We start from the raw sequence: 19471 nt of genomic DNA on the forward strand, positions 1-19471 counted from the left end.
AGCCTCACATAACCGGTCAAGCCGCCATGATAGAACGCCGCCCCGTCCTGGATATTGTCACCCATGTGATCCTGATCATCGGGGTGGCCATCATTGCCTTCCCTATCTACGTGACCTTCGTCGCATCCACGCAGACCGCGCAGGAAGTCGCCCAGGCCCCCATGTCGCTGCTGCCCGGCAGCCATTTCCTGGAAAATTACTGGCGCGTTCTCACCGGGAACGCGGCCAACACGCCGCCCGTCGCGCGCATGATGTGGATAAGCACCGTTATGGCGCTTGTCATTGCCATAGGCAAGATTGTCATTTCCATGCTTTCCGCGTTTGCGGTGGTTTACTTCCGCTTCCGCTTCCGCATGTTCTTTTTCTGGATGATCTTCGTCACGCTGATGCTGCCGGTGGAGGTGCGCATCGCGCCCACGTACAAGGTTGTCGCCGATCTGGGCATGCTCAACAGCTACGCGGGCCTGACCCTGCCGCTGATCGCATCGGCAACGGCGACTTTCCTGTTCCGCCAGTTCTTCCTCACCGTACCTGACGAACTCATCGAGGCCGCACGCATCGATGGCGCCGGGCCCATGCGCTTCTTCTGGGACGTGCTGCTGCCGCTGTCTCGAACCAGCATCGCAGCCCTGTTCGTCATCCAGTTCATCTATGGCTGGAATCAATATCTATGGCCGCTCATCATTACCACCCATGAAAACATGTACCCCGTGGTAATCGGCATCAAGCGCATGATTGCCGGCGGCGACAGCGTCACCGAGTGGAATCTGGTGATGGCAACCGCCCTGCTCGCCATGATCCCGCCTGTTGCCGTTGTGGTATTCATGCAGAAATGGTTCGTCAAGGGTCTGGTGGATGCCGAGAAATAATCGAATCTGGAACTACACATGGCAACCCTGAGCTTTCGCAACGTCACCAAAACCTATCCCAACGGTGTCGCCGTCATACACGGCATAGACATGGAAGTTGCCGATGGCGAATTCATCGTGATTGTCGGGCCCTCGGGCTGCGGCAAATCCACGCTCATGCGCATGGTGGCGGGCCTGGAAAGCATTACGGGCGGGGAAATCGCCATCGGCGGCAAGGTGGTCAACGAGCTTGAGCCGGCCGAACGCGACATCGCCATGGTGTTCCAGAACTACGCCCTGTACCCCCACATGAGCGTCTACCAGAACATGGCCTACGGATTGAAGATCCGCAAGCTGGGCAAGGCGCAGATCGACGAAAAGGTTCAGGATGCCGCGCGTATCCTTGAGCTCTCTCAGTTGCTGGATCGCCGGCCCGGCCAGTTGTCGGGCGGCCAGCGCCAGCGCGTGGCGATGGGGCGCGCCATTGTACGGGACCCCAAGGTATTTCTCTTCGACGAACCGCTGTCCAACCTGGATGCCAAGCTACGCGTCCAGATGCGGCTGGAAATTCAGAAACTGCACAGGCGCCTGGGAACAACCAGCCTCTATGTGACGCACGATCAGGTCGAGGCCATGACGCTGGCCCAGCGCATGGTGGTCATGAACAAGGGCATTCCCGAGCAGATCGGCACGCCGGTCGAAGTATTCGACAAGCCAGCGTCCATTTTCGTGGCGGGTTTCATCGGATCTCCGCCAATGAATCTTATTCCCGTCCAGGTTGATCATGACCTGAATGTACTGGATGGCGAAGGCGGCAGGCTGGACTTCGATCCGGGCGTAATTCCCCGTGCCATGGCCGGGCGCAAGGCAATATTAGGGATGCGCCCGGAGCATATTGTCCTGCATCGCCAGGGCGTGCCTGTCACGGTCGAAATGGTGGAGATCCTGGGCTCGGAACAGCTGATACACGGTCGCCACGGCCCCGCGCCGCTGGTCCTGCGTTGCCCCATCGGGCTGACGAGCGAGTACCCCCTGCAAATCGGCGAGGCGGTTCAGTTCGGCCCCGACCCCGCCCATCCCCTTCACTGGTTCGATCCGGACAGCGGCCGACGCATCGACGTCTAGGAAGCGTGCGGCATACCGCCCGGGTTGCTTGCATTCACCGGGATGCCGCATCAATCAAAAAGCGCCCCGCAAGGGGCGCCGAAGGCGTGAAATGCGGTGCCAAGCTGTGGCCCCGCAATCGCTAGATTATTCGTACGCGGTCTTGCTGCCGTCCTTGTGCCAGGTGAAGACTTCAAACTTGAAGTCATTCAGGTCGCCCTGCTTGTTCCAGGAGATCTTGCCGATGGGCGTGGACACTGTATTTGCATGCAGCCATTTCGCAACGGCAATCGGATCGTCCTTGCCCACGCCCTTGATGCCTTCGGCAATGGACTGCAGCGCCGAATAGGCTGTCAGCTGGAACGCGCCCGACGGGTTGCGGCCCTTGTCCTTGAACGCCTTGACAATATCCGCATTGGCCGGATCCTTGGTGAAATCTGCCGGCAGCGTAACCAGCATGCCCTCCACCGCGGCGCCAGCGATAGCGTTGATGTCAGGATTGCCCACCCCTTCGGGGCCCATGAAGCGCGCCTTCAGACCCTGTTCCGCGCCCTGGCGCAGCAACAGGCCCATCTCGGGATGGTAGCCACCGTAGTAGACGAAGTCAGCATCGCTGGTCTTGAGCTTGGTGATGACGGCGGAGTAATCGCTGTCGCCGGCATTGATGCCTTCGAACATGACGATATCCACGCCGGCTTTCTTCAGCTCGTCCCGTACAGCCGTGGCTATACCCTGACCATAGGACTGCTTGTCGTGCAGCACCGCGACTTTCTTGGGCTTGATCTTTTCAATGATGAACTTGGCGGCGGCGGGGCCCTGTTGGTCATCGCGGCCGATGGTTCGAAAAATCGTGTCGTAGTTCTTGCCGTCGGTCACAGCGGGCGAGGTCGCCGAAGGCGTGACCATCACGATGCCTTCGTTGTTGTAGATATTGGTGGCCGCAATGGTGGCGCCCGAGCAAACATGGCCTACCACGTAGTGAATATCGTCATTGACCACGCGGTTGGCAACCACAGGACCCTGCTTTGGCTCGCAGCCATCATCCATTTGGACGGCTTCGAGCTTTTGGCCCAGCACGCCGCCGGCTGCATTGATACGCTCGATCGCGGTATCGACACCTTCTTTCACCATTGCACCATATTGGGTAACCGGGCCCGTGAACGGCCCTGCAACGGCAATCTTCAGGGTGTCGGCGGCGAAGGCGCCGCCCGATGCGAGCATGCCCGCGGCCAAGCCGATGGCGGCTGCGGCGGGAGTAAATCGAAATTTCATATAGCCTCCTGAAAGTACGCAGCAAAGGATACACCGAAACATATTGCAGTGACCGGTCATGATGCATCAGGGTTTACGCTGAAAAACGCCTGGCCCTCCAGAAGAAGCCAGGCGTCAGGCCGGGCGCTGTCAGCCCCCGGCAATGCGGCAGCCTGTCAGGGCTGCGGCAACAGGCTACTGCAACAGGCTGCGGAGCATCCAGGCATTTTTTTCATGGACATCCAGACGCTGGGTCAGCAGATCGACCGTCGGCTGGTCATTGACTGTGTCCGCCTTCTTGAGAGCAGCCCGGGCAGTCTTGGCGACGGCTTCATTGCCTTTGACGAGAATCTGTATCATGGTCTCGGCATCGGGTACCGCGTCGGGTTCCGCGATGGAGGACAGCCGGGCGTATTCGGCATAAGTGCCCGGCGCATAGTGACCCAATGCGCGGATGCGCTCGGCAATGCTGTCCAGCGCTTCCCACTCTTCGGTGTACTGGGTCATGAACATGAGATGCAGGGTGTTGAACAGAGGCCCTGTGACATTCCAGTGGAAATTATGGGTGGTCAGGTACAGCGTATAGGAATCGGCCAGCATCTTGGACAGTTCAGCGGCAACCGTTGCCCTGTCTTTCTCCGAAATGCCGATGTCTATGGGCAGGCCCTTGCTGCTCATGGGTGCCACTTTGCTGCTGTCAAGTTTTCGTGCTTTTGCCATGCTTTTCTCCAGAACTCATGAAGAGGAAAGATCGGTTTGAGAATACCATGTCCACAGGGTGTTGATGATCAGGCAGCCATGATTATTTCCAATGGAGGTCATAGCCATGGGCTTTCGGGCTCAGGCCATTTGCGCCTCGTGCTCGGCCACGGAATCCAGATAGTGCACACCCGGCAGCCCGCAATGACGTACGGCACGTATCAAGGCTTCGATAGCGGCCGGTCGCGGAAAGCTTTTGCGGCATACAAGCACCACGCGGCGGTCTGGCACCGGTTTCTTGAAAGGGATATAGGTCAGCAGCTGGTTCTCCATGCCGGCCATGGACAGGGAGCTGGCTGGCAACACCGTGACGCCCAGGCCCGCCGCAACCATGTGCCGGATGGTTTCCAGAGAGGAACCCTCGAAGGTGCGTTGTATCCCTTCGCTGGAAGCTGAAAATCGGGACAACTCCGGACATACTTCGAGAACCTGGTCTCGAAAGCAATGCCCGGTACCCAGCAGCAGCATGGTTTCATCCTTGAGGCGCGTCGCGTCGATCTCTTTTTTCTCAGCCCAGGGATGATGTTTGGGCACAGCCACCACAAAGGGCTCGTCGTAGAGCGCATGAATCGCAAGCCCCGTTTCCGGCAACGGTAAGGCAACAATCGCGCAATCGATTTCCCCCTGGCGCAGCAGTTCGAGCAGCCGATGCGTGAAGTTCTCCTGCAGCAGCAGGGGCATTTGCGGGGTGGCTTCGATCTGAGTGGGTACCAGCCGGGGCAACAGATAGGGCCCTATCGTGTGAATGACGCCGACGCGCAGGGGGCCTGCCAGCGGATCGTGGCCCTGGCGGGCGATTTCCCTCAGGTTGGCCCCCTCCTCCAGTACGCGCTGGGCCTGTGCAACCACTCGCAGTCCAATAGGCGTAATGCCCACCTCGGTGCCGCCACGCTCGAACAGAACCACGCCCAGTTCGTCCTCAAGTTTGCGTATGGCGACAGACAGCGTCGGCTGGCTCACGAAGCAGGCCTCGGCGGCGCGGCCGAAATGGCGTTCACGGGCAACGGCAACAATGTATTTGAGTTCAGTGAGTGTCATAGTTGTTCTCGCAATAATCGGGCTGCGCCAGCGCTAACTGCGCAGGAAGTCCTCCTTGCCCCGCATCCAGCGCCGCATGTGCGCCTCGGCATGATCTGGAAACGCTTTCCGCATCAATGCAACGGCTTCCCGGGCCTGAGCGGCAAGGCGTTCGTCGGTGTCCAGGCTGGCGAATCGCAACAACGCCTGTCCCGACTGCCGCACTCCTAAAAACTCGCCCGGCCCCCGCTGTTCGAGATCGCGACGGGCAATCTCGAAGCCATCCACCGTTTCGTACATGGCGCGCAGGCGTTGACGTGCAATGGCGCTCAAGGGCGCCTGGTACATCAGTACACATATAGACTGTGTGCTGCCCCGCCCTACCCGACCCCGCAATTGATGCAGCTGCGCCAGACCAAACCGTTCGGCATGTTCAATAATCATCAGTGACGCATTGGGTACATCGACCCCCACCTCTATCACTGTGGTGGCAACCAGCAGATCGATCCGGCCATCGCGAAAGGCCTGCATGACTTCCTGCTTGGCTGCCGGCGCCATCTTTCCGTGGATGAGCGCAACACGAAGATCCGGAAGCGCTTCGGCAAGCCTGGCATGCGTGTCCACGGCGGTCTGCAGCTGCAGCGCCTCGCTTTCCTCAACCAGGGGGCATACCCAATAAGCCTGTCTGCCCTGCCTGACTTCGGCTGTGACGCTGTCCAGCACCTCCGCTCGCCGGCTGTCGGCAATAAGCTTGGTAATGATGGGACTGCGGCCCGGCGGCAGCGCGTCGATGGCCGAGACATCAAGATCGGCGAAAAACGTCATGGCCAGTGTGCGGGGTATGGGCGTGGCGCTCATGTTGAGCTGGTGAGGCAGTAACGTGCCCGCAGGCGCCTCGCCCTTGCGGCTGAGCTGAAGGCGTTGCCCTACGCCGAACCGGTGCTGCTCGTCGAGCACAACGAGGCCAAGACTGTGAAAATCCACCTTGTCCTGGATAAGCGCCTGCGTACCCACGATCAATTGAGCGCGACCCTCGGCAATGTCCTGCATGGCCTTCCTGCGCAGCTTGCCGGACAGCCCGCCGGTAAGCCAGGCAACGCATACACCCAAAGGCTCCAGCCAGGCCGACAACTTGTGCAAATGCTGCTCGGCCAGAATTTCAGTCGGTGCCATGATGGCCACCTGACTGCCTGCCGATATAGCCTGGGCCGCGGCAAAGGCCGCCACTACGGTTTTTCCGCTACCCACGTCTCCCTGCAGCAGACGATGCATGGGAAATGCCCGCCCAAGGTCGGCGGATATTTCGGCGACGACGCGCTCCTGGGCCTGTGTCAGCCGGAAAGGCAGGCTTGCGCGCAGACGTTCCAGGAGTTCGTCCCGCGCGACCAGAGGTCTTGCCTTTTGGGCGCGGCGGGCTGCGCGCGCCTGCGCGAGCGAAAGTTGCTGCGCTAGCAGTTCGTCAAACTTGATGCGCACCCAGGCCGGATGGCCGCGCTCGATGAGTTCGTCATAGGATACTCGCGCAGGCGGGTGATGCAGCACACGAATGGCCTGGTCAAAGGGAATGAGCCTGTATTTCCGCAGCACTTCTTCGGGCAGCGTATCGGAAAGATCCGCCGTCGCCAGCGCCTGCTCGACGGCCTTGCGCAGGCTGGCCTGCGACAGACCATCTGTGGTCGGATAGACCGGAGTCAGGGCGTCGGGCAAGGGCGTCGCGGCGCTGCCGACCTTGGGATGCACCATCTCTAGCCCATTGAAGCCGCTGCGCACCTCGCCACGCACGCGCAGCGGCTTGCCTGCGGCCAATTGCTTCTGCTGGCTTGGATAGAAATTCATCCAGCGCAATTGAAGCCGGCCCGTTTCGTCGCTCAGCACCGCATGCAGCTGCCTGCGCGGCCTGAACTGCACCTCGCTATGCAGAACGTCGCCTTGCACCTGAGCCGTCATACCGGGCGCAAGCGCCCCTATGGGAAGAATGCGGGTTTCATCTTCGTAGCGCAGTGGCAGATGTACGACGAAATCGGCCGGCTCCCGCAACCCGAGGCGTTCCAGCCGGCGCTGGAGCAGCGCCGCCGGCGTTTGAGAGACGGTGCGCGGCGTCCCGGTCTCTTCGGACATGGAAGCGGACACGGGGTCCAGCCCGTTCAGATGACGACGACCGCTTCCACTTCGAACTGGGCGCCCTTTGGCAGGCTTGCCACGCCCAGCGTGGAACGCGCGGGGAAAGGCTGGGGAATGATATCCGCCATGATCGCGTTGGCGCTGGCAAACTTGCTGAGGTCCGTGAGGAAAAGAGTAAGCTTGACGATGTTATCAAGCGTGCCGCCTGAAGCCTCGACCACAGCCTTCATATTGGCGAAAGCCTGGCGAACCTGCCCTTCAAAGTTCTCGGAGACCAGATCTCCGGTACCGGGCTCAAGGCCAATCTGGCCCGACAGATAGATGGTCTTGCCGCCGGTTACTGCGACTGCCTGGGAGTACGGGCCGACCGCAGCTGGCGCGGCGTCGGTATGAATAATTTCTTTAGCCATGCAGAGCATCCTTTAGCCTGAATTTCAATAGAAACAACTATTGAAGTTTAAACTGCTATAGCTAAAGTTAAAAGCTCTTTATGCCGCAAGGGGCGGCGTACTGAAAGCCCCTTCTTCGCGCGCCGCGGCAAACGCCAACTTACGTTCCGGGCGGCTTTATTTGTCGACGAATGCTCGTTCCACGACATAATCACCCGGCTGCCCCACACCGGGCGACACCACGAAGCCCCGCTTATCCAGCATGCCACCCACATCCGCAAGCATGGCCGGGCTGCCGCAGAGCATGGCACGGTCGAGCCCGGGGTCTAGGGGCGGCAGACCGATATCCTGAAACAGGCGGCCTGTATCCACGACATGCGTGATGCGGCCTTGGTTGCGGAAAGGCTCACGCGTGACGGTTGGGTAGTAGATGAGTTGGTCGCGGACCAGTTCGCCGAAGTATTCGTTGGCGGGCAGCTCCTGCTGGATGTAGTCCGCATAGGCCAATTCGCTCTTGAAACGTACGCCGTGCAGCAGCACTACTTTCTCGAAACGCTCGTAGATGTCGGGATCCTTGATGATGCTCATGAAGGGTGCCAGCCCGGTGCCGGTGGCGAAGAGGTAGAGATGCCGGCCCGGTTTCAGGTCGTCGACTACCAGCGTCCCGACCGGCTTGCGGCTGACCAGGATGGAGTCGCCCTCTTTGAGGTGCTGCAGGCGCGAGGTAAGCGGGCCGTTCTGCACTTTGATGCTGAGAAATTCGAGATTGTCTTCGTAGTTGGCGCTGGCAATGCTGTACGCCCGCATGAGCGGCTTGCCGTCGACTTCCAGGCCAAGCATGACGAAATGGCCGTTGTGAAAACGCAAAGCCGGATCGCGCGTGGTGGTAAAGGAAAACAAGGTGTCGTTCCAGTGACGGACACTAAGAACCTGCTCGGTATTGAAAGCTGCCATATCCAGAAATGAAAAACGGCCCGGCACAAGAAGAAACCCGCGGGCACCGGCCCTATTTTAGCCCACGGCAGCCGACACCCCCTTGCGGGGAATGATACGCGGCCAAGTGGCGAACACGAGAGCAGCCGGCGCGCCGCGGTTCAAGCTTACAAAAAGTTGAAAACATGCGCCGAGTCTGTTATCTTTCCGATATCTTACATGAGAATCATTATTGTTTAAAACCAGGCTTGCGGGCGAGTCAGCCCCGCCCTCTTGCTGTCATTTGTCCCCTTCCCCTGCAACACTGCGGAGTACGCTTCCCCCATGTTCACATCCGTCACGTCCAAGTCCCTGCGCATCGTCGCATTCTCGGGCGCGCTTGCGCTGTCCGCCTTCGCCGCACCCGCTCATGCGGCCGAAGTCAATCTCTACACCACGCGCGAGCCGGGCCTCATTCAGCCCCTGCTTGCACAATTCACCCAGGATACCGGTGTCAAGGTCAACACTGTCTTCGTCAAGGATGGCCTTATAGAGCGCGTAAAGGCCGAGGGAGACAAATCACCGGCCGACATCCTCATGACAGTCGACATCGGCAACCTGCTCGACCTGGTGCAGGCCGGCGTTACCCAACCGGTGGATTCGGCCATCCTACAGGAAACCATTCCCGCCAACCTGCGCGGGGCCGACCATCACTGGTTCACCCTGTCGCTGCGTGACCGCGTTGCCTATGTCGCAAAAGACATAGACCTGAACGCCATTACCTACGAGGACTTTGCCGACCCGAAATGGAAAGGCAAGGTGTGCATACGGTCGGGCCAGCATCCATACAACACCGCGCTCATCGCTGCCATGATCGCCCACGACGGCCTGAAAGCCACCGAAACCTGGCTTCGCGGCGTCAAGGCCAATCTGGGACGCCCCGCCGCAGGCGGCGACCGGGATGTGGCGCGTGACATACTGGGTGGCATTTGCGACATCGGCATCGCCAACGCCTATTATGTGGGGCGCATGAAAAATGCAGAGCCCGGCACCGATGCCCGCAAATGGGGCGATGCCATCAAGGTAGTGCGCCCCACCTTTGCCAACGAGAAAAGCAAAGGCACTCATGTCAATATTTCCGGCGCCGCGGTTGCCAAGCATTCTCCCAATCGCGACAACGCCATCAAGCTGCTCGAATACCTTGTATCCGACAAGGCCCAAAGCATGTATGCCAATGCCAACTACGAATATCCCATCAAGCAGGGCGTCGAGCTCGACCCCGTTGTAGCAAGCTTCGGCGAACTCGTAATCGACCCGTTGCCGCTTACTGAAATCGCAAAACATCGCAAGGAAGCCAGCGAGCTGGTAGATAAAGTTGGCTTCAACAATTAAGCCGCAGCATCACCCAGGGTGGCCTCTGGCCGCCCTTTTCATTGCTGCCTGTGTCCTGGCGCCCGTCGTGGCGCTCGGATGGTTTGCCATGCACGGCGAAGCCGGCCATTGGGCCCATCTGCTCGAGTTCGTTCTTCCGACAGCGCTGCGTAATACCGTGCTTCTGCTGCTAGGCGTGGGCATCCTGGCTGCCTGCCTGGGTGTCGGCAGCGCCTGGCTGGTTACCGCCTACGATTTTCCCTTGCGGGCCATGCTGTCTTGGGCGCTGCTGCTGCCACTGGCCGTACCTACCTATATCGTGGCGTTCGCCTATCTTGACATTCTGCATCCACTCGGCCCCATACAGACACTGGTGCGTGACCTCCTCGGATACGATAGCCCACGCCAGTTTCGCCTGCCCGATTTGCGTTCCCTGCCTGGCGCTATTTTCCTGCTTGGGTTTGTCCTTTACCCCTACGTATACCTGAGCACACGCATCATGTTCTCCACGCAGTCCGCCAGCCTGCTCGAGGCCGCACGCACGCTTGGCGCCACCGGTCGCAGCACTTTTTTCCGCGTGGCGCTGCCCATGGCGCGGCCAGCCATCGCGGTCGGCGTCAGTCTTGCCCTGCTCGAAACACTCAACGACATTGGCGCATCCGAGTTTCTCGGTGTACAGACACTCACCGTATCCGTCTATACCACCTGGATTACACGCAATGATCTTGCAGGCGCCGCCCAGATTGCCCTGGCCATGCTGGTCATCGTAGCGGCGCTGGTCATGCTGGAGCGGCACGGGCGGCGGCGCCAACGCTATGCCGACACCCAGCGCACCCGCAATATCCGGCCCCTGGGACTTCGCGGCGGCGCAGGCGTCCTTGCCTGCCTGCTGGGCAGCCTGCCTGTCATCATCGGATTCATCGCCCCTGCCCTGTATCTGCTCGACGCGACCCTAACGCGCCTGCATCAGGTCGGAGGCGTGTCAGAGCAGTTGCTACGCAGCGCTGGAAATACCTTGTACGTCGCATTGGCAGCAACCCTGCTTACTGTGATCTGTGGCCTCATTGTGGCCTGGGCCGCACGCATCACAAGACAGGCCCGGGCGAGCAAAGGCTGGTTGGTGCGTACCGGGGCGCGCATCGCCACCAGTGGCTATGCACTGCCCGGGACCGTCCTGGCCATTGGGCTGCTCATGCCATTCATATTCGTGGATCGTCTCATTGCCCATCTTTGGACCATGCTGGGGCATGCGGATCCGGGACTGGTGCTCATGGGCAGCAGTGCGGCGCTTGTCGTGGCCTATGCCATCCGCTTCCTGGCTATCTCCATCGGCAGTGTCGAAGCCGGCCTCGCCCGCATCCCCCCCTCCATGGAGCAGGCCGCCCGCCTGCTAGGCGAGCGCCCCGCGGGCGTGTTGCGGCGCATTCATCTGCCGCTGCTCCGGCCAGCGCTGGGCGCATGTGCCCTGCTGATATTCGTCGATGCCATGAAAGAGCTGTCTGCAACGCTGTTATTGCGTCCAGTCAATTTCGATACGCTTGCAACCTGGCTATATGCCGAAGCCGCGCGCGGCACCTACGAGGAAGGCGCGATTGCCGCACTGGCCATTGTCATTGCGGGGCTGCTGCCTGTAATCATCCTGGCGCGCACGCAGTTGCGTGTCACACGCAGATAGCCCGACGCCATCAAGCACAACCCAACTCTGTCATACCGCCACGCCATGCCAGCATTGCTTCATCTGAACGATATTTCGCTTGCCTATGAAACCGAGCAAGGCCTGCAGCCAGCCGTGAGCGGTCTGACCCTCGGTATCGACAAAGGATGCATCGCCTGTCTCCTGGGCGCCTCCGGTTGCGGCAAGACCAGTGTGCTGCGCGCTATTGCAGGATTTGAGCCGCTGCGCTCCGGCAGCATTACGCTGGAAGGAGCCGTACTGTCCAGCGTGGGCCAGGGCGTGCCTCCCGAGCAGCGCCGAGTCGGCATGATGTTCCAGGATTACGCACTATTTCCCCATCTCACGGTAGAGGGCAATATCGCCTTTGGTCTGCGCCGCTGGGACAAAACAAAGCGTCGCGGCCGTGTGTCTGATCTGCTGGCGCTAATCGGCCTCGACGGCATGGCGCAACGCTATCCTCACGAGCTTTCGGGTGGCCAGCAACAGCGCGTGGCGCTCGCGCGCGCACTCGCGCCGGAGCCCGAGCTACTGCTGCTCGACGAGCCCTTCTCGAATCTCGATATAGACACGCGCGAGCACCTGGCTTTCGAGCTACGAGACATCCTCAAGACTACAGGGCATACCGCTATTCTTGTGACGCACAACCAGGCTGAGGCATTCGCCATCGCTGACCGCATCGGCGTCATGCGCGATGGCGGAATAGTCCAGTGGGATACGCCCTATGCATTGCATCACCATCCCATCGACGACTTCGTGGCCGGCTTCATACGTCGCGAAGCCCTCATGGCGCAACGCGCGCAGGCTTATCTGCGGGGCATGCAGGAACAGGCTTAGTCCAGGCCCAATTCCTTGCACTTGCGCGTCAGGGTATTGCGCCCTATGCCCAGGCGCTGCGCCGCCTCCATGCGGCGTCCGCGGCTGTAGCCCAGTGCTGTAGCAAGCAATATCCGCTCGAACTCGCGCGTGAGGGTTGCCATGATGGCAGGTTCCTGACGCGCGAGACGCGTCAAGGCTTCCTGTTCCAGCAGATTCAACCAGGCATGCTCAGCCGCGCTTTCCAAGGGCGCTGCCGGCAAGCCTGCATCGCCCGGTCCATGCGCGACACCGCCCTCGCCCAGGCCCCCATGGTGAGCACTTGCTGCCGTTGCCGGCGCATGTTGCGGTGGTGCACGAAGCAGTTCTGGCGGCAGATCCTTGGCCTCGATGTACTGGCCGGATGACATAACCGTCAGCCATTGGCAGAAGTTTTCCAGCTGCCTGATGTTGCCCGGATAATCGAACGCCTGCATCGCCCGCAAGGCATCGGGCGTAAGGTGACGCACAGGCACGCCGAGGTCCTGGGCGCTGTTGCGCATGAAAAGGCCGATCAGCGCGGGAATATCCTCTTTGCGTTCGCGCAAAGGCGGCAGCCGCAGCCTGATGACGTTCAACCGGTGAAAAAGGTCTTCCCGAAACCGGCCTTCAGCCACACGCTGCTCGAGCGGCTGATGCGTGGCGGCCACGATGCGCACATCGGCATGCACGGCCTGGGATCCACCGACCCGGTAAAAGCTGCCTTCGGCCAGCACGCGCAACAGGCGCGTTTGCAGGTCGAAAGGCATGTCACCAATTTCATCAAGAAAGAGCGTGCCGCCGCGGGCCTCCTCGAAACGTCCGCGTCGCTGTTGGGTGGCTCCGGTAAATGCGCCCCGCTCGTGGCCGAACAGTTCGGCCTCAAGCAAGTCCTTGGGGATGGCGGCCGCGTTCAGCGCAATGAAGGGGCCTTCGGCGCGATTGCTGTGCGTATGCAGCGAACGGGCAATCAATTCCTTGCCGGTACCTGACTCGCCGGTAATCAGCACGGTGACGCTGGATGAAGCCAGGCGACCAATGGCTCGGAACACCTCCTGCATGGCGGGCGCAGATGATTGCATCATGATGCGGCCCACGCCGCTGCGCTGTGAGGCATGCGCTGCCCCTTCCAGCCCTGCCGGCAGCGCTACGCCGGGCTGCCCAGGCTCTTGCCCCCCCGCCGAAGACGGCGTACCCGCATCGGCGGGGCCGCCCTGCGTCCGTGCTCCAGTATCCGGGCTACTGGAACGCAACGCGCGCTGGATCAGTGCGACGGCTGCATTCAGATCGAAGGGCTTGGGCAGATAGTCAAAAGCGCCTTTCTGAAACGCCGCGACAGTGCTGTTCAGATCAGTAAAAGCGGTCATGACGATGACAGGCAAACCAGGATAATCCTGCTTGATGCGGTGCAAAAGGCTCAGGCCGTCCTGTCCGGGCATCCGGATATCCGTTACAAGCACCGACGGCGTCTCGTGCTCTAGGGCCGTCATCATTTCGGCAGCCGAAGCAAAACCCTGCACCGCCAGGTCGGCCCGGGCAAGCGCCTTTTCCAGTACCCAGCGGATACTCTGGTCGTCATCGACGATCCATACTGGTTTCATGATGGATGCTCCATGGGCAGAATCATGCGAAACTCGGTACAGTCAGGATGCGATACGAGCTCAATCATGCCGCCATGCTGTTGGGCGAACTCCTGCGCCAGACTCAAGCCTAAACCTGTGCCATGGGGCCGCCCTGTGACCAGGGGATGAAAAATTCGCTCACGCAGCTCGGGCGGCACGCCAGGCCCGTTGTCGACGACTGAAACAATCAGGCCCAAACGAGCCTGGTGAGTGCCGAGCAGCAGTTGGCGCCCCACACGAGTGCGCAGAATGATACGCGGTGGCGCCGACATGGCGGCCACGTCCCGAGGCGCCGACTCGCTGAGCGCCTGGGCCGCATTGCGCGCCATGTTCAGCAGCGCCTGAAGCAGGCGCTCGAAATCACCGCACAGATCGGGCACGGAAGCATCGTAGTCGCGCAACACGTCAATGTCCGGAAACTCGGCGCTGACCAGCTTATGGACGCGGTCGCATGCTTGATGGATGTTGAACTTACGCTTTTGCAGCGAGTCGCCCTGCGGAGAAATCAACCGGTCGACCAGGCTGGCCAGCCTGTCCGCCTCCGCCATGATCACACCGGTGTACTCGCGCAGCGCGTCGCTGTACAGCTCACTGTCAAGCAATTGCGCTGCACCCCGTATGCCACCTAGCGGGTTCTTTATTTCATGCGCCAGATTGCGCAGCGATTCGCGCTGTGCGGCCAGTTCCTCGCCCAATTGCCGATGCCGATCCAGGAGCAGATGATGCTCCATGGGTCGGGCCTCCAGCAGGGCCGCCCATGGCTGGCCCTGCAACGGCACTATTGCCAGGCTGATCATGTGAGGGCCCGAGGTGCCCGCCATGACCAAATCCTGGCGCAGTGTGCCGAAACGCCCCTTCAGCGCTTCCGGCAGACGAGCCTGCAACGCTTCGTCCGCACCGAGCAACTGCTGTACATTTTGGCCGCGCAACTGGCGTCGCGACTGGCCGAACAGCTCTTCAGCGGCCACATTGGCGTGTTCGATGGCGCCCTGCCCGTCAAGGAACAGAACGGCCGTCGAAAGCAGATCGCAGCTGGTTACATCCATGGCCCGCCCCGCAAGCATACAGGCGGCTTCGGGCCGCCCGCCCACTACAGGCTGTAGTACATGTCAAATTCAACAGGATGGGTGGTCATGCGCAGGCGCGTGATTTCCGCCATCTTGAGATCGATATAGGCATCCAGCATGTCGTCGCTAAACACGCCGCCGCGCGTCAGAAATTCACGATCCTGATCGAGGGCTGCGACCGCTTCCTCGAGCGATGCGCATACTGTCGGGATCTTAGCGTCTTCCTCAGGCGGCAGATCGTACAGATTCTTGTCCGCAGGGTCGCCCGGATGAATCTTGTTCTGCACGCCATCCAGGCCCGCCATCATCAGGGCGGAGAAAGCCAGATAAGGGTTGGCCAGCGGATCGGGGAAACGGGCTTCGACGCGGCGCCCTTTGGGGCTGCCCACATAAGGAATGCGTATGGAGGCGGAGCGATTGCGCGCCGAATAGGCCAGCTTGACCGGCGCCTCGAAGTGGGGCACAAGACGCTTGTAGGAGTTTGTACCGGGGTTTGTCAGGGCGTTGAGCGCACGGGCATGCTTGATGATGCCGCCGATGTAGTACAGGGCGAATTCACTCAGGCCCGCATAGCCATTACCGGCAAAAAGGTTTTGCCCATCCTTCCAGATGGATTGGTGCACGTGCATGCCCGAACCGTTGTCGCCGACAATGGGCTTGGGCATGAAGGTGGCTGTCTTGCCGTATACATGGGCCACATTGCGCACCGTGTACTTCAAGACCTGGTTCCAATCGGCGCGCTGGACCAGCGTGCCGAAACGGGTGCCGATTTCAAGCTGGCCCGGTGCGGCCACTTCGTGGTGATGGATTTCGACCGGCACGCCCTGCTGTTCCAGCAGCAGGCACATTTCGGAGCGCAGATCATGGAAGGAATCGATGGGCGAGACCGGTACGTAGCCGCCCTTGGTGCCCGGGCGATGCCCCAGATTACCGCCCTCGAGATCAAGGCCACGGGACCACGGGCCCTCCTCGGATTTGATCTTGACGAAACACCCCGACATTCCGTCGTCCCAGGCGACGCCGTCAAAGACAAAAAACTCGGGCTCGGGGCCAAAATAGGCCGTATCGCCCAATCCACTGGATTTCAGATACGCTTCGGCGCGCTTGGCCAGGGATCGCGGATCGCGGCTGTAGCCCTTGAGATCGGAAGGATCGACCACGTCGCAGGTAAGATTCAGCGTGGCTTCTTCGCGGAAGGGATCGAGGCGGGCCGAGTCCGGATCGGCAATCAGCAGCATGTCCGATGCTTCGATGCCCTTCCATCCGGAGATCGACGACCCGTCGAACGCAACGCCGCTTTCCAGCTTTTCCTCGTCTACTGTATGCGCCGGCACAGTCAGGTGATGCTCTTTGCCGAGCGTGTCGGTAAAGCGAAAATCGACAAAAGCGATCTCGCGCTCGGTGATCAACTTGACTACTTCTTCTGGGGTGGACATATACGCTCCTGGACCAAGAGGTCGATAAATTGAGGGACATGCATAGCTACGCAAACATCGTGCCACTTTTGACGCAAGAGGACGCCATGCCAGCCACCAGGCTCTGCTTTCCGAATCCCCTGTTTGGTGCATTATGCACTTGTTTGGTGCATATTGTAGTGCAGGGATGAAGCTGCCCAGGTGGCTGTCCGCTAGCCGCGTGATAGCTGCGGCTGCCCGGCTGAGGCGGCCTCAAGGCAGAAACTCGGCCAATAAGTCGTTCAGGAAACGCCAGCCAAAGTCAGTCGCTCGCAGTGCCACGGGATCGGGGTCCAGAAGACCGAGCGCCGTTGCCCGTTCCATGGCACCGGCCACCGCAAGCAAGGGCTGCCCGGTCCTTTCCATGTAATAGGTGCGTGGAACGCCTGCCTTGAGACGCAGTGCATTGAGCATGAACTCGAACCCCAACTCCCGCCAGGGAATTTCCTTCTGTTCGGCAATATGGCTGCCATCGCGCCGCATAGCCTTCTCCATCCAGGATCGCGGATTGCGCAGGCGCGCCTGGCGAAGGATGCGGTCGTGAAACGACAGCTTGCCATGGGCGCCTGGGCCAATTCCCAGATAATCTCCGAACTCCCAGTAATTCACATTGTGCCGGCACTGCTGGCCGGGCTGGGCGTAGGCTGAGATTTCGTATCGTTTCCAGCCGCCCGTATCCAGCCTTCCGGCAATATCCTCCTGCATGGCCGCGCTGAGATCGTCGTCAGGCAACTGCGGCGGATATTTGGCGAAAACCGTGTTGGGCTCCAGCGTCAGATGATAAACAGATAGATGGTCTGTGCCGAAAGACATGGCCTGGTCGAGGTCGTCCATACATCCCTGCAGCGTCTGGCCTGGCAATGCAAACATCAGGTCCAGATTCACCCGCCCCACAGCCGTTTGCGCCGACTCGATCGCGGCACGCGCTTGCCGGCCATCGTGAATGCGCCCCAAGGCCTTCAGGGCAACATCATCAAAGCTTTGAATGCCCAGGGAAATGCGATTCACGCCGCTAGCGGCATAACTGGCGTAACGGCCTGCCTCGAGCGTGCCAGGATTGGCCTCGAGGGTGATCTCGGCATCGGGAAGCAGGTTGAGGTAGGCTCGCAACAAGGCAAGCAGGCGATCTATGGCGCGCTCGGACAACAAACTCGGTGTGCCGCCACCGATGAACACCGAAATGACCTGCCTGCCCCATATCTGGGGCAGGGCCTGCTCCAGATCGGCGGCAAGCGCGTCCAGGTAAGTGTCCTCGGGAATATCGCCCGCCAGCTCGTGCGAATTGAAATCACAGTATGGGCACTTGCGCACACACCAGGGCACATGCACATAGACCGACAGCGGCGGCAGGCTGGACAAGATGGTGCGCCCACGGGGATCCAGCGATACAACGCCCGGCTTGCGGCCTTCTGAAGTGGCATCCATGATCGCTAGACGCGTAACGCTTGTAGCTGCGTCAGCAGCAAACGCAGCGCCTTGGCGCGATGGCTCACCGAATTTTTCTCTTCGGGCGCCAGTTCGGCGGCACTGCAGCCCAGATCGGGCAGATAGAAGAGCGGGTCGTAGCCAAAGCCATTGCCGCCGCGAGGGCTTGACAGGATTTCTCCCCGCCACCGTCCTTCCGCAATGATGGGCGTTGGGTCATCCGGCGACTGCACGTAAACCAGCAATGCCACATAGCTGGCGGCGCGGTCGGGCTGTCCGGCCATGAGATCGGCCAGCTTGCGGTTGTTGGCCGCATCGGATTTCCCGCCGCCATCGAGGGCAGCAAAGCGTGCGGAATAAACACCCGGAGCGCCGTCCAATGCGTCAACGCACAGCCCCGAGTCGTCGGCGAGCGCCGGCAGCCCTGTATGGCGGCTGGCATGCCGAGCCTTGGCCAGCGCATTTTCGACAAATGTCGCATGGGGCTCCTCAGCCTCTGTCACGCCCAACTCGCCCTGGGCGACCATGGTCATGCCGGCCTGGGCCAGAATGGCGGAAAATTCCCGCAGCTTGCCAGCGTTATTGGACGCCAACACAACGCGATCAGTCATGCAATGAATACTCCGTAATTTCAATGACGCGCTCAGACGTCCATATCGGTGATGCGCTCGGCGCTTTCGGGTGGTGGCGCGTCTGCACCCTGGCCGGCGCCGTCTCGCACCAGCAGGGAAACCAGATCCTTGGCGAACACGGGCAGCCTGTCAAATTGACGTACGCAGATGTGCAGACGCCGCAGGGACCAGGCATCATTCAACCCCATAACAGCCAACGGCAACCCCTGCACGTAACGCCTTGCGGCCGTTTCAGGAATAACCCCGATACCGACGTGGGAAGCGATCATGCGACAGGCCGCTTCGAAATTGCTGACCTCGACTCGGAAACGCAGGACGCGTCCCAGATCGTCAGCCGCCTGCATCAGGAAGGAATGAATGGCGCTGGCCTCGGACAAGCCGACATAGTCCCAGCCCAGCGTATCGTCGAAATCGACGGTGTTGTGAACGGCCAAGGGGTGATCTTCGTGGGTGACCAGAACCAGCCTGTCGGTGCGGTAAGGCAGAAATTCGATATTTTCTCCGCCTGAGGCCTGGGCAGTAATGCCGATATCCGCCGTACCATCCGCAACCGCCTTGACCACCAGATAGCTGAGCCGCTCACGCAGTTCAACGTTGACGTCGGGATGCTCCCCCAGGTAGCGCGCCAGGACCGTCGGCATGAATTCGTTCATGGCTGTGGTATTTGCATAGACCCTGATCCGCCCCTTGACACCACTGGCGTATTCGCGGATGTCGCCGCGCAAGTGCTCCAGCTGGCGCAGGATGATGCGCGCATGGCGCACAAAGGCTTCACCTGACGGCGTCAGCGTCACCCCCTGGCTGTTGCGATACAGCAGCGTTGTACCAAGATGCTGTTCAAGGTTCTTGACGCGATTGCTCGCGGCGGGCAACGACAGAAACGACCGCTCCGCGCCTTTGGTCATGCTCTGGGCGCCAGCGACATTGACCATCAGCTGCATGTCGATAAGGTCGAAATGCGTGGCCATTTTATATTCTCTTCATGAATTGCAA

At 60.5% G+C, this 19471-nt stretch carries 17 protein-coding genes; 5 read left to right on the plus strand and 12 right to left on the minus strand.

Going from position 1 to position 19471, the window contains the following annotated elements; genetic code table 11:
* Positions 1 to 26: 26 nt before the first annotated feature.
* Both ugpE and ERD78_RS07910 read left to right on the plus strand, forming a co-directional pair.
* Positions 27 to 869 (plus strand): sn-glycerol-3-phosphate ABC transporter permease UgpE, encoded by an 843-nt coding sequence (ugpE, locus tag ERD78_RS07905; protein ID WP_129968728.1) that lies wholly within the window; start codon positions 27 to 29, stop codon positions 867 to 869.
* 18 nt (positions 870 to 887) lie between these two features.
* Complete coding sequence (locus ERD78_RS07910; protein WP_129968729.1) at positions 888 to 1973, plus strand: sn-glycerol-3-phosphate import ATP-binding protein UgpC; 1086 nt, start codon at positions 888 to 890, stop codon at positions 1971 to 1973.
* Positions 1974 to 2099: 126 nt separating this feature from the next.
* On the opposite strand, the gene ERD78_RS07915 is transcribed toward ERD78_RS07910, so the two are convergent.
* The 6 genes from ERD78_RS07915 to ERD78_RS07940 all read right to left on the minus strand — a co-directional run bounded on the left by ERD78_RS07915 (position 2100) and on the right by ERD78_RS07940 (position 8443).
* Complete coding sequence (locus tag ERD78_RS07915) at positions 2100 to 3224, minus strand: branched-chain amino acid ABC transporter substrate-binding protein (RefSeq protein WP_129968730.1); 1125 nt, start codon at positions 3222 to 3224, stop codon at positions 2100 to 2102.
* 174 nt (positions 3225 to 3398) lie between these two features.
* Positions 3399 to 3881 (minus strand): Dps family protein, encoded by a 483-nt coding sequence (locus ERD78_RS07920; RefSeq protein WP_129969101.1) that lies wholly within the window; start codon positions 3879 to 3881, stop codon positions 3399 to 3401.
* A 162-nt stretch (positions 3882 to 4043) separates the two neighbouring features.
* On the minus strand, positions 4044 to 5000 hold the full coding sequence (locus ERD78_RS07925) for a LysR substrate-binding domain-containing protein (protein WP_129968731.1): 957 nt from the start codon (positions 4998 to 5000) through the stop codon (positions 4044 to 4046).
* A 33-nt stretch (positions 5001 to 5033) separates the two neighbouring features.
* Positions 5034 to 7097 carry an ATP-dependent DNA helicase RecG gene (gene recG, locus ERD78_RS07930; RefSeq protein WP_129968732.1) on the minus strand — a complete coding sequence of 688 codons (2064 nt, stop codon included), beginning with the start codon at positions 7095 to 7097 and terminating at the stop codon, positions 5034 to 5036.
* A gap of 26 nt (positions 7098 to 7123) precedes the next feature.
* Entirely contained in the window at positions 7124 to 7510 is a 387-nt protein-coding gene (locus tag ERD78_RS07935) for a Rid family detoxifying hydrolase (RefSeq protein ID WP_129968733.1), read from the minus strand.
* A 156-nt stretch (positions 7511 to 7666) separates the two neighbouring features.
* Complete coding sequence (locus tag ERD78_RS07940; RefSeq protein ID WP_129968734.1) at positions 7667 to 8443, minus strand: ferredoxin--NADP reductase; 777 nt, start codon at positions 8441 to 8443, stop codon at positions 7667 to 7669.
* A gap of 303 nt (positions 8444 to 8746) precedes the next feature.
* Between ERD78_RS07940 and ERD78_RS07945 the strand changes: the two genes are divergently transcribed.
* From ERD78_RS07945 to ERD78_RS07955, 3 genes are read left to right on the plus strand one after another with little or no spacing between them, the layout of a single operon-like run.
* Positions 8747 to 9793: a Fe(3+) ABC transporter substrate-binding protein gene (locus tag ERD78_RS07945; RefSeq protein ID WP_129968735.1), complete on the plus strand. Its 1047-nt coding sequence runs from the start codon at positions 8747 to 8749 to the stop codon at positions 9791 to 9793.
* Positions 9777 to 11447 (plus strand): ABC transporter permease, encoded by a 1671-nt coding sequence (locus ERD78_RS07950; protein WP_245152383.1) that lies wholly within the window; start codon positions 9777 to 9779, stop codon positions 11445 to 11447. Before ERD78_RS07945 ends, ERD78_RS07950 begins: the two co-directional genes overlap by 17 nt.
* A gap of 45 nt (positions 11448 to 11492) precedes the next feature.
* Positions 11493 to 12281: an ABC transporter ATP-binding protein gene (locus ERD78_RS07955; protein WP_129968736.1), complete on the plus strand. Its 789-nt coding sequence runs from the start codon at positions 11493 to 11495 to the stop codon at positions 12279 to 12281.
* Here the strand turns inward: ERD78_RS07955 and ERD78_RS07960 are convergent.
* The 6 genes from ERD78_RS07960 to ERD78_RS07985 form a co-directional block, all read right to left on the minus strand.
* Positions 12278 to 13879, minus strand: a complete 1602-nt coding sequence (locus ERD78_RS07960) for a sigma 54-interacting transcriptional regulator (protein WP_129968737.1) — start codon at positions 13877 to 13879, stop codon at positions 12278 to 12280. The genes ERD78_RS07955 and ERD78_RS07960 overlap by 4 nt on opposite strands.
* Positions 13876 to 14946 (minus strand): nitrogen regulation protein NR(II), encoded by a 1071-nt coding sequence (gene glnL, locus ERD78_RS07965; protein ID WP_129968738.1) that lies wholly within the window; start codon positions 14944 to 14946, stop codon positions 13876 to 13878. Before glnL ends, ERD78_RS07960 begins: the two co-directional genes overlap by 4 nt.
* A 44-nt stretch (positions 14947 to 14990) precedes the next feature.
* The gene (gene glnA, locus ERD78_RS07970) at positions 14991 to 16403 is read right to left on the minus strand and encodes a type I glutamate--ammonia ligase (RefSeq protein WP_129968739.1); all 1413 of its coding nucleotides are present in this window, start codon (positions 16401 to 16403) and stop codon (positions 14991 to 14993) included.
* 231 nt (positions 16404 to 16634) lie between these two features.
* Positions 16635 to 17846: a radical SAM family heme chaperone HemW gene (gene hemW / locus ERD78_RS07975; protein WP_129968740.1), complete on the minus strand. Its 1212-nt coding sequence runs from the start codon at positions 17844 to 17846 to the stop codon at positions 16635 to 16637.
* A 5-nt stretch (positions 17847 to 17851) separates the two neighbouring features.
* A complete protein-coding gene (rdgB, locus tag ERD78_RS07980; RefSeq protein WP_129968741.1) occupies positions 17852 to 18457 on the minus strand; it encodes an RdgB/HAM1 family non-canonical purine NTP pyrophosphatase in 606 nt (201 codons plus the stop codon).
* Positions 18458 to 18489: 32 nt separating this feature from the next.
* Positions 18490 to 19446, minus strand: a complete 957-nt coding sequence (locus tag ERD78_RS07985) for a LysR family transcriptional regulator (protein ID WP_129968742.1) — start codon at positions 19444 to 19446, stop codon at positions 18490 to 18492.
* Positions 19447 to 19471: the final 25 nt, after the last annotated feature.

Origin of the sequence: Allopusillimonas soli, assembly GCF_004153445.1 — a bacterium.
GTDB lineage: Bacteria > Pseudomonadota > Gammaproteobacteria > Burkholderiales > Burkholderiaceae_B > Allopusillimonas > Allopusillimonas soli.